Source organism: Prosthecobacter dejongeii (genome assembly GCF_014203045.1).
GTDB classification, from domain to species: Bacteria; Verrucomicrobiota; Verrucomicrobiia; order Verrucomicrobiales; family Verrucomicrobiaceae; genus Prosthecobacter; species Prosthecobacter dejongeii.
The window spans coordinates 1,176,814-1,187,998 of record NZ_JACHIF010000001.1; the positions used below are offsets into that span (position 1 = coordinate 1,176,814).

The following is an 11,185-nucleotide window of genomic DNA, read 5'->3' on the forward strand; positions in this document are numbered from 1 at the left end:
GGGGAGGTTCTGTGGCGTCGTCAATAGCTCAGCGTCGAATGGAATACCCAAAGCCGAGGCTTCCATTCACGATGTTTTCTCTGCTGACCCCGGGGACATGGACGCGCAGGTATTCCACTTTGGCCAACTCAGGAGCTACCGTGACGCGAAGATGCCCCGAGCTGCCTAGAATGGTTCCCTGATAACCATATTCCACCGCACTGCGTGTGCCACCACTCGGGTGTCCAGGCTGGGGAACTTCCTGGTAGATGATGCCATCCAATTCTTCTTTAGCGAAGAGATGGTCGTGACCATGAAAGACAATACGGACTTTGTTTTTCACCAGAAGCTGATGGATGGGCAAGGGCCAACCGGGACGATTTTTGGTGAAGCCTTCGCTCCTGTCAGCATTCAGGCCACCCCATTCCATGAATGGGGCCGTGGATGCTCCCCCTCGAACATCTCGACCCAAACCACCGACGAGATGATGAATGAACACAAACTTAAAAGGTGCTTGGCTTCTCTCCAGTGTTTGGGTGAGCCAATGGTATTGGTCTTCACCCAACGTCATGCTCCAGTTGTCCCCACCTTTCTTCTGCGTCGTTGACCAAAATGGATCCAGGACAACCAAAAGAGCGCTACCCCATTCCCAGGCATAATAATTTTGCAGCAGGCCTGCATCTTCAAACTCCATTGCATTGCCGCTATAAAACCCGCCGGGTTCCGGATTGGGAAAAAACTTTTTTCTCATGCCTAGAGACCACAAAGGCATGGAGTTTGGCTTTCCTGTAAGCCGTGTTCCTTGCTCACCATCGTGATTTCCCAGCGTTAGCAAAATGGGAATGCTGTGAGCCATTTGGCCGATGTAAAATCGCTGGGCTCGGTATTGCGATTCCGCTCGGGTGTAGAAGCTGCCGAACTTGTCCACCATCGTGGTATCACCCAGATCAATCATGAAATCCGGGCGGTCTGCCAGGATGTTTTTAAGGGTTTGTTGATACACACGGACATCCGTGCTCGTGTCTAAATGCGAGTCCGCCTGAATGGCAAAAGTGAATGGCGATGCTGGTGCTCGCTGCGTGTGAAAACTGCGAGGAACATCCTTGATCCAATCTTGATCACCTCGACGATAAACAAGCTGATAGAAGTAAGGCGTATCAGCCTTGAGTCCGCTTAACAGAACATTGACTGGCGTGCCTGCGGGCAGTTTCAAAAGAGTCGTTTTTTGAAGCAATGAATCCTGCTTCTCGCCATAAGTAATGAAGGCTTCCATGGCTTCCCATGAGAGGATACTAACAGTGACGGAATCTGCACTGGGTCTGCATAACCAAAGATTGAATAAATAAGAGGGCACGGTGGCGGGTTCCACCCCAGCGCCAGGACCGCCTTTTTTGGGCTTGTCCTCTTTCGAGGAGGGGCCAAAATCAGCCGCTGTTAATCCCAAAAGAACCAGTGAAGAAATCGAGAGGATCAAAGCTTTTTTCATCGACGGATTTTTAAATGAATGAGTGATAAAACCTTCCTAGAGGGTTGGTTTTCGCGGTCCCTTTTTGCGCCCGCCTTTTCCCACTTTTTGGTTAGACTGAGGTTCGGAGGTGGGGTCGAAGTGTGTATTCGGTGTAGGCAAGGCCGCTTTTACTTCGGAAAGGTAACGCTGGAGTTTAGTAGCCATCTCGTTGGCCAATTCTGGCATCGTTTGGGCGAGGTCGTTACGTTCGCCTAAATCCGCATCAAGATTAAAAAGGCGATTTTCACCCGTTTCATAAAAGTGCAGAAGTTTGAAACTGCCCGCTAAGATCGCGGAGTGAGGAGTGTCACCCTGATAATGGGGGAAATGGAAAACGAGGTCTTCTCGAAGCCGTTTGACCGGTTCGTTGGATCCATGCAGAAGGGCGGAAATGTCTCCGCCTTCGATGTTTTCTGGCAGTTTGCTGGTTACACCAGCCCAGCGGCAGAAGGTGGGTAATAAATCATATCCAACCACCCGTTGGTGGCACCAAGAATTCGGTTTGATACCGGGACCGCAGATGATAAGAGGCACACGGATACCCCCCTCCCAAACGCCCCCTTTACCCGCCATGAGTGGGCGTGGCCCGCCTCCGCCCCCGCCGTTATCCGACATGTAGATCACATAGGTTTTTTCGGTGAGGTGGAGCTTTTGCAGCGTCTCCAAAACACGACCCACGCCTGTATCCAAATCCGTCGTGATCGCAGCACGTCCCGCATCTCGGTGCATACGCCCGGGTGTTTGTTGATCGTAAAACTCACGCGTTGCTCGCAGCGCATTCTCAGGCCGATGAAGGGCATGATAAGACATCTGAATAAAAAACGGCCTTCCTGCTTCAACCTGCTTTTTCATAAACTGGGCTGCGCGGTCACCCATGCCAAAAATGTCCACAGGATTTGGGTCCACAAAACGATTCGCGTCCTCATTCCCGGTATCGCCATCGCTTTCATCATATCCATGTTCTTCGGGTCCACCCCCACCCAGATGCCACTTGCCATAATGGGCCGTGGCGTAGCCTGCTGAGCGCAATAACTCTGCCACCGTCTTTTCGCCAAGTTGAATATTCTTGCGGGATTCTGCTTCGATCAAACGATGACCGTTTTCTGGCGGTGCTGCTTTAGTCCAGCGTAGCTGTGCAGGACTCTTACCTGTCTGCAAACTTATTCGCGTCGGGGAGCATACGGGTGCGGGTGCGTAAGCAGCACTGAAGCGCATCCCTTGATGAGCGAAATTTTCGAGATTGGGTGTTCGATAAAAGTCACTTTTAGAGTTGGGAACGTTTGGGTGCATTTGAACGGAGAGTCCCGTCCAGTCTTGGTCATCCGATAGCATCAATAGTATGTTAGGCTGTTTAACAGCAGTCTGTGAGGCGGCTGTGTTAACAAGCGTGAGACCTGCAAAAAGACAGAGTAATAATTTCATAGCCGGAGATTCGTCTAACGCTGAGGAGCGCCGGTGACATCGAGATCTGGTTGGGTATTCCAGCGTGGTTGCCATCCCGGTTTATCTATGCAAGTGCGAAAGATGACGGTGTTGTCTAGTGCGAGGTTTTGAGTCCAGATAAACTTGGCTCCGTCAAAGTCATGATCGAAATAGGGCTGCTTTGGGTCCACTTGTTCGACGCTGTATTCTTTGGCGTTAGCCCACTGACTGTCATCGAAGTCCACCGCCCACCAATTGTCTGGAAGTGCCACTTGTTGCACTCTGGGGTTCTTGGTTTCTTGATTGAGAGGGCCCGTGAAGAAGTTCTGCGCTTTCCAGCTAGCATTCGTCACGGTGCCATCGGCGAACTTGAGAATGAATCCCCCGTCACCTATGTTTGTGCCATACTCCAATCCAGTTTTGGGATCGGCATTGTCTTTGGCAAGCACAGCCAGAGTCATGGGGTATTCAGGCAGAAAATTGACACTCACCACATTGTGAGGAGTGAATTGAATGGAATCCACGGCTACAAGCCGTCCATTAACATAAAGCATGAACCAATTATCAGCATAAACATTCAACTTCATTGTATCTGTGAGGTTGGGTTTGATGAGTCCCCCTGAATCAGCATTTTTACTTCCACCCTTTCGGTTAGGTCGTTCACGGCGGTCAGGGGGTGGAGGCGGTGGGGCTCCTGTGCGATCTTCCACGGCGGGGCTCTCCATGGCACTGCCTCGGCGGGCATAAACCACCCTCAAATCAGCCGTGGCGAGGATTTTACCCTGAATGGCAGCCAGCAGAACCTCACGGTTCACCTGGGAGTCAGGTTCGCGAATTTGTGGTGAGGCAGACAGGGCATAGACATGCAGCACATAAGTCTTCTCTCCGGGGCCCTTCGAGTGGGGAGGTTCGTAACCCACCTTGCCTCGAAAGCCGATTCCTAGTTTACCCACACCCTGTACATTTTTGGGTAGGCTCGTCACCGTGGCGGGGATGTCCCACATCGTCCAGTAGCCCTTCATTTCATTGCCTGGGGCTTCATGATCCATGATGAGCGCGTAACTACTGGTGCCGACGGGTGCACCTTTCCAGCTCAGCGGCAAAGTGGCACCGCTGCCATCTCCGGTGAAATCCATGGGCAGGCTGCCGCCCTCTTCCACAGCGGAGCTGGTGAGGACAAACCCCCCTGAAGAGGATGACGATGGTTTGACGCCTTGTGTCACTTCTTGAGAAGTTTGTAGCTCAGAGGCATCCAGTTGACCGTCCTTATTAAGATCTGTGGCCAGGAACGCTATTCGAGCATCTGCCATGGCCTGAGAAAGACTGCCTTGAGTCTTATCGAGGGAGAAGTTCAACTTAGCCTGCTGGGCATATTCCTGGGCTGATACCCATCCATCCCCGTTGGCGTCCATGGGGGAAGAGGGGGTTGGCAGAGCCGTGGTCGAGGGCTCTTCGCGCCTTGGTGCGGCCTCTTCCTTGGGGCTGCCTTTTCGCAAGCCGCCCTTTTTGTTTCTATGTTCTCCTCCTCTTTGGCCGCCACTGCCTGCACGTGCGGTGTACACTTCCTTCACCAGGCCATCGCTGCCGTTGTCATACTCGAATGGGTAGGTGCCATCGGCATTGAGGCTGTAAGAGACGGAGCGTTTTTCTCCAGCGACGGTGTAGCTGAGCCGATAGCTGTTGGGCCCAGTGCTTTCAAAATCCGTGATCTCCGCACCTCGCAGCGGTGGTGTATCTGGGCGTACGGGAGAGGCGCGTGGCTGCGGGTCCACCTGGCCTTCTGCCTCGGTCACCTCGCCATGAAAGCCGCCCATCACATACGGATACTTGGTGGAAGCGTGGTAGTGGTACCCTAGGCTGGTTGTTTCATGTCCCTGGCAGACATCCAGCTTGCCCACAGGAGAGCCATCGGGCTCCGTGAGGCCGTAAATCGGGTAGCCATCCAGTGCATAGGCGATGGGGAGCTCTTTGCCCACGATGGCCTGTAAATGCAATGGGGCGGCGTGGTAATGATAGTCATCGGCACGGCCGCAGTGGCCGCCCCATTGATCCAGTTCGCCGATTTCCTGAGATATTTCCCCACGATTGTTTTGAGGATTGAAAATGGGGATGCCATTCGCGGCTAGGGCGATGGCACCACGCAAGAAACGCCCCTTGATCAGGGCAGGTTCTTGGGCGGGTACCGGGTGCAATGGGATGCTCCAGGCGTTGCTGCCCATATAAGCTTGTGGCAGGGGCACCTGCTGCTGCCAGGCAGTGATGCCCACCATCATGCCGTGGTCTGGCAGGCCATTCGAACCGACATGCAAGAAGTCTGCATCCCAGCGAAGCTGGAGTTTGGAGAAGGCTTGAAAGGGGCGTGACTGAACGGGGGCATTTTGGGCTTGGGCCGCGGCGGCTGCGGCGAGATGCAGCGTGGATGCGGTGCTGGCGATTTGCGGGATCTGGATCTCACCTTGAGATGGTTTCTGTTTCTGCTCCCACTCGGTCAAGAGATGCGCACGAAGGGCCTCATCAAAGATGGGAGCCGCATCCGCTTTCCAAGAATGAGCCTGCGCAGGATGAAACGCGAGGAGACTGCCTAACAGCAAAAGATGACGGGAGCACATGCCCTATGATCGTTGGCTTGTGTTAAGCCTTTGTATCGAATTGCCGGGAGATTTGTGAAGAATTGGTAAAGGGCCGTTAATGGCCACCAGGAGGCGTGCGGCCTTCACCGAAGTATTTCTCACTTCGGTAGCGCAGCCACACGCGGAGCTCCTGGGGGATCTTGTCTTTTTCAGGCTCGGCGAGGGTTTCGTAGAGAGCCATGGCCTTCTCTCGTTCCCCGCGACAGGCGCGGTTGTTATGTGCCTCCCAGTAGCTGCGCGCCACGCGGATGCGCCGACACACCTCCTTGATCAAGGCCGCGCCCGTCAGGGGTTTGTCGGAGGGTTTTTTCTTGGCGGGCATGCAGGCACGCTAACTGGCTACGACCAGACCTCCAGAGTTAAATTTCTTCCGCTTTTGCCCCCATCCATTTCTCGGGAAGGCGCGGATCCTCATTGAAATTTCACGTCCACGTTTGGCAACAGAGCTTTGATTTTTGCCTGTGTTTCGGCGGGGTAACCTTGCGGACGGCGGATGAGTTTCAGTTCTTGGAGAAAGGCGAAGGCCTGCAACTGCGGCAGGCGATCATCCGGTAGATCCAGGCCGCCGATTTCCAACTGGTGAAGCTGCGTGAGTTGAGTGGCCAGTTTCAGTCCCGCATCATCCAGCTTATCACAGCGGGTTAGCGTCAGCCTTCTCAAGCTGGGGATGTTGCGCACGGCCGTGATGCCCTCGGGGCGGTCGAGTCCATCGCCTAACTGCAAGTATTCCAAGGGTAATGTCTCCAGGTTTTTGAGGCTGGCAGGGGTGGCATTCGGGGTGCCCATCTCCAGGCCTTTGAGCTTGGTGAGTTTTTTCAGATGCACCGCGCCGGCATCGGTGAACTTGGCATGGGCGAGGCTCAGGCTTTCCAAGTTGGGGAGGTGATCGCAGAGTTGTTTCAGGCCTTCATCGTTGATGCTGCTGCCGCGGTGGCTGACTTTGATCAGTTTGGTAAAACCTTCAAACTTGGCATAAGCGCGGCCAGTGATCTTGGTGCCGACGAAGGAGAAGGATTCCAGGTTTTTCAGTCCGGCTAGTTGTTCCATGCCAGCATCGGTCAGCGAGCCGTTGTTGGTGAAGCGCAGGCTCTTGAGAGTGGTCAGCTGGCCAATGGGTGTGATCCAGTCATCGCCCAACTTGGTGGCGATGATATTGAGAGATTCCAATGCACTGAGGTGGCCTAGATGAGCAAAGAAGGCAGCATCATAAGGATCTTCTTTTCGATGGTCATGAGGTCCGGCATTGGGGATGGCTAGATCCACCAGCTTCAAGGTCGTAAAAATGGGAGAGGGTGCTCCCATGGCTTTCTGAAGGCTTTCAGGGGTGGTATTGATTCTTTCAATCTTGCCCTTCGCTCCCTCCACGGTCCGGGCGATGGCCTCTGCGTGAGGATGTTCTGCCGCTGCGATTAAAATGGCTTTTGAGTGCTCCTGCAAAGCCTGTTTTAGAGCTGCATCGGAGGTCGTAGCGATGACTTCATCCATCTCGGTTTGAGATGAGAGCCGCGAAAGGTCTGGGCCTGCTGTGAATGCGCATGTGGCAAAGGCGAGCAGTGAAAAAAAGCTGAGAGATCGTTTCATGAAGAGGAGGGAAAGGTGGGCTCACTCAGCCAGTTGACCGTCGCGTTGGAAGGTCTGCCAGTCGGCAGCGTAGTCTGCATTGAGGAGCCAGGAGGCAGTGGATTTGTCGCCTGTGAAATCGGCGGTGGGAGCGATGGGCAGTGTTTGATAACCGCCTTTGGCAGGATCCCAATTTTGCCCGAGATAGCCATCTTGGGCTTTCAGCGCGGAGAGGGATACGGGTGGCTGCGCAGCCTCAGTAGGCACGCGGGTGGCGAAGCTGTGACGGAGAAAAGAAAAGACCAGCGGCCAGGTTTTTTCGCCTGGTCCGTGGCCCGTCTTGGGCTCTACGGCATAGTTCCAGAGAGCGTGGTGCTTTTGCCGCATGGCTTCCACGATTGCCAGGTTTTCAGCTTTGGAAGGGCGGGCGAGAAAGGGATCGTCTTCACCAAAGATGATGAGGCCCGGGACCTGAGCCGCCAGTGGTTGATAGACCTGATAAGTGGTGCCGGGCCGCATGGAAACCCAAGCCCAGACACGGGTGCCTTCGGTGGCGGGATAGATGGCTGAAAAGCCAGTGCCATTCGAATGACCGTAGAGAAACAAAGGAACCTGCGCCAATTCCTCATGTTGGGACTTGGTAGCGAATGCTTGCAGTCGTTCATCCAGCAGACGGCGTGGCCAGAAGCCGCGCTGCATCGGATTGCCGATGAATTTGAAAAGCCCGAGTTTGAGCACGCGCGCGATCCGGCGCATGTCCGCATGTTTGAACAGCGTCTCCCCGCTGCCATGACCGGAAATGACCACGAGGCCCTTCACCACATCGGCTTCTTCGGGGAGCCAGAGGTCAAACTTCACGTCCTCTTTTTTGCCTTCGCCTTTTTCTTTTACCACCTTGCTCCATTGCTCGTCATCCAGCTTCCAGTCCCAGTGCCGTTCAATGGCTTGACCTGCGGAAGGTGTACCCCACTTCACTTCATCCAGGATGCCATCCCAGGCCTGTTGGTTCTTCACGCCCGCATTTGCCCGCACCCAGCCGAGGCTGTGACATTCGGGGAGTTGCAGCGTCTCTGTCAGTTCCAGATCCGCTGCCCTTGTCAGTGGGGCAAAGGCAGCTAAAAACGCCGAACTGAGGACAAGGAGAGAGTTAGGCCGACGCATCATGGGCAATCAAGAACGGAGGTCGAACACGCTTCCTGCAAGTCCCCCGAATGTTCGGGGGGCAACGGGGTTGAGAAGGAGGTGGCGCAGCCTGCCAGCGCTGGCTATTCTGTGCTTAGGATGCTTTGCCCCACCCGTCAGACCCTGGGCCTTGCCTGGCTGTTCATGCTGGGGGCCAGTTCTGTGCAGGCAGGTTCCTCCTGGTCATGGTTGAGTCCTGAGTGGCGGCGCATCGAAATGGAGCGGCAGAGTTTGGAGGCCAAGCTGCTGACGCTGCCCCCCGCGCCACCTACCCAGGTCACGCAGCGTCTCGGCTGGCATAGCGATTACTCGACCTCACCGGATACGGTGGAGTGGATGGAGCTCAACCTCGGGCAGCCTGAAAGTCTGGATGCGGTGGTCCTGGTGGCCCCGCCCCCGGCTGCTGGGGCGGCGGTTTCAGGCTACGGATTTCCGCTGCGTTTTCGGGTGGAGCTTTTAGGCGTGGGAGAGGAGACGCAGCGCCGTGTACTGGCCGATCATACCCAGAATGATTTCCCCAATCCAGGTCTTCTGCCAGTGGTCATTCCCGCGCATGGACATCGGGCACAAAAGGTGCGCATCACCGCCACTCGGCTGTTTCGCGAAGATCAGCGTTACCTTTTCGCTCTCGGTGAGGTGATGCTCTTTCAAGGTCCGCAAAATCTGGCGGCGAGAATTGAAGCCGTGGGCCCTTCACACGCTTTTGCCAGCAGCAGTCAGGGCACCCGACCCGACTGGGGGCGTATCAATGTGGTGGATGGACACTCCGTGGTGGGACCACCTTTGGGCCTTCGCCCTAGCCCCTCGCTGGGCTTTCGCAGCAAGCCCGTGAGCGAGCGCAAGGCCACTTCCAATCCCTGGGTCGCAGTGGATCTCGGAGAGGTCATGCCGATCGAGGAAGTGCGGCTTTTTCCTGCGCAACCGCCCCAGTTTGCCCACAGTCACGGGTATGGTTTTCCCGTGCATTATGAGATCGAGCTTCGCGAAACGCCGGAGTCGGCAGCTCACGTTTTCCCTTCACCGCAGTCAGGTGGTTATGTGGCGTCACCAGGGGACAATCCGGTGGTCATTCCTACGGCGAAAGCACGAGCCCGCTGGGTGCGGCTGAAGGTTTTGGAGCCTCATGTCAGCAATGGTGGCGTCGTGCTAGCTCTGGCGGAAATGCAGGTATGGTCCGGTGGCCAAAACCAGGCGTTAGGAAAGAGCGTGGAGGCCTCGGATCAAACCGAGTCCGGCGGCTGGTCCAAGGCCGCCTTGGTGGATGGCTTTGCCAGTGGGGCGGATATTGTGGATACTCCAGGCTGGCTCGCGGGCCTTTCAGCACGGCGAGAGGCGATGCAGGGCCTCCAGGTTTTGGAGGCTCGGCAAGCCGCTGTGAAGCGAGAGTTGCAAGCGGTAGGATGGGGGCTTTTGGCTTTGTTAGTCGGAGTCATGTTACTCATTTTGTTAGGCGTTTATTTGCGCCAGCGACAGGCCAGGAAAAAAGAGTTGGAAGACCTGCGTCAACGCATCTCGCAGGATCTGCATGACGAGATCGGCAGCAGTCTCGGCAGCATCATGCTCATCACGGAGGATGCCCTGACGGCTGTGAGGGAAGGGGAGATGAAAGAGGATCTTCAAGAGATCCGCGAGACAGCCCGGCAGACCATGGACTCCATGCGGGACATTGTGCGCCTCGCGCAGACAGGGAGTTATGGCGGGGATGATCTGGTGGCTCATTTGCGTGAGATTGCTGACCGCATGCTGCGTGGTCTTTCCCACACCTTTTCAGCGGATGAAGTGAGCCCTCCGCCCATGGACCTGCGGCGTGATCTGGTGCTCATGTTTAAAGAGACCCTGCACAATCTTCAACGTCACGCCCAGGCCACGCAGGCAGAGATCACCCTGCGGCGTGGGCCAGGTGCTTTGGTGTTGAGAGTGCGTGACAATGGCTGCGGTTTCCAAACCGAAAATGTCAGCCGTGGCGGCATGGGCCTGACCAATCTCCAACGCCGTGCTGCTAAGCACGGTGGCTCTGCCATCATCACCTCTAGCCCTGGACAGGGCACCACCGTTAGCATCACTTTTCCTCGCCATGGCTGAAACACCCCCCATCCTTCAAGTCTGGCTTGTCGAAGATCACAAAGTCTATGGCGAGCGATTGATGCGTGCGCTCAATCGTCTGGATGACCTGAGCTGTACGCAGCGTTTCACGGCCTGTGAAGATGCCTTCGCCGCTTTGGTCGAGCATCCGGCCCCTGATGTCCTGCTGTTGGATGTGGAGCTACCTGGCGTGAGTGGTATTGAGGGCATCGCGCGGCTGCGTCAGCTTGCGCCAAAGGCAGCCATCGTCATCCTCACCGTCTTTGAGGACGATGAGAAAATCTTCCGCGCCATCTGCGCTGGGGCTGCGGGTTACTTGCTCAAGACGTCGGGCACTGAAGACATCGCCACGGCCATTCGTTCCGCTGCGGCCGGCGGTTCACCCATCAATCCACGCATCGCGCGCCGGGTTTTGGAAATGCTTTCCAAGGCCAACGAGCCCCCGCGTGACTATGGCCTCACGCCGCGTGAGCATGACATTTTGCAATTGCTCGTCCAAGGTCACACCATCAAGGAAGCCGCCGCGCAGCTCGGCATCGGCTATTACACAGCGGATGAATACATCCGCAGTGTCTATGAGAAGCTGCAAGTACGCAGTCGTGGCAGTGCCATCGCCAAAGCCATCCATGAGCGATTGGTTTAGTGATTTGAGGCATAATCTTTAGCTTCATGAGGAAAGCTTCAATTTAGCATCCTCCTCGGGCGGATTTTAATCGCTGTCAGAAGGATTTTAGGCTGGAATAACGTTTTCCCGGTCCAACCCAATGTCGCTGCCCTCCCCCAGGCATTTTCGTCTTTCCGGACGCCATTCACAACTCTGCTG

8 protein-coding genes are annotated in these 11,185 nt (G+C 55.6%); 2 read left to right on the forward strand and 6 right to left on the reverse strand.

The features are described from left to right. Nucleotides 1-28 precede the first annotated feature (28 nt). The 6 genes from HNQ64_RS04680 to HNQ64_RS04705 all read right to left on the reverse strand — a co-directional run bounded on the left by HNQ64_RS04680 (nucleotide 29) and on the right by HNQ64_RS04705 (nucleotide 8,262). On the reverse strand, nucleotides 29-1,465 hold the full coding sequence (locus HNQ64_RS04680; protein WP_184205856.1) for a metallophosphoesterase family protein: 1,437 nt from the start codon (nucleotides 1,463-1,465) through the stop codon (nucleotides 29-31). Between the two features lie 36 nt (nucleotides 1,466-1,501). Further along, entirely contained in the window at nucleotides 1,502-2,908 is a 1,407-nt protein-coding gene (locus HNQ64_RS04685) for a sulfatase (protein ID WP_184205858.1), read from the reverse strand. A 14-nt stretch (nucleotides 2,909-2,922) separates the two neighbouring features. Beyond that, nucleotides 2,923-5,517 (reverse strand): YHYH protein, encoded by a 2,595-nt coding sequence (locus HNQ64_RS04690; RefSeq protein WP_184205860.1) that lies wholly within the window; start codon nucleotides 5,515-5,517, stop codon nucleotides 2,923-2,925. 76 nt (nucleotides 5,518-5,593) lie between these two features. Further along, nucleotides 5,594-5,860, reverse strand: coding sequence for a Precorrin-3B methylase (locus HNQ64_RS04695; RefSeq protein WP_184205862.1), 267 nt, complete (start codon nucleotides 5,858-5,860; stop codon nucleotides 5,594-5,596). Nucleotides 5,861-5,949: 89 nt separating this feature from the next. Beyond that, nucleotides 5,950-7,119 carry a leucine-rich repeat domain-containing protein gene (locus HNQ64_RS04700; protein ID WP_184205863.1) on the reverse strand — a complete coding sequence of 390 codons (1,170 nt, stop codon included), beginning with the start codon at nucleotides 7,117-7,119 and terminating at the stop codon, nucleotides 5,950-5,952. A 21-nt stretch (nucleotides 7,120-7,140) separates the two neighbouring features. Continuing rightward, nucleotides 7,141-8,262: a dienelactone hydrolase family protein gene (locus HNQ64_RS04705; protein ID WP_184205865.1), complete on the reverse strand. Its 1,122-nt coding sequence runs from the start codon at nucleotides 8,260-8,262 to the stop codon at nucleotides 7,141-7,143. A 117-nt stretch (nucleotides 8,263-8,379) separates the two neighbouring features. Between HNQ64_RS04705 and HNQ64_RS04710 the strand changes: the two genes are divergently transcribed. Both HNQ64_RS04710 and HNQ64_RS04715 read left to right on the forward strand, forming a co-directional pair. Further along, nucleotides 8,380-10,362, forward strand: coding sequence for an ATP-binding protein (locus HNQ64_RS04710; protein ID WP_184205866.1), 1,983 nt, complete (start codon nucleotides 8,380-8,382; stop codon nucleotides 10,360-10,362). Next, nucleotides 10,355-11,005: a response regulator transcription factor gene (locus HNQ64_RS04715; RefSeq protein ID WP_184205868.1), complete on the forward strand. Its 651-nt coding sequence runs from the start codon at nucleotides 10,355-10,357 to the stop codon at nucleotides 11,003-11,005. The genes HNQ64_RS04710 and HNQ64_RS04715 overlap by 8 nt, the downstream gene beginning before the upstream one ends. Nucleotides 11,006-11,185: the final 180 nt, after the last annotated feature.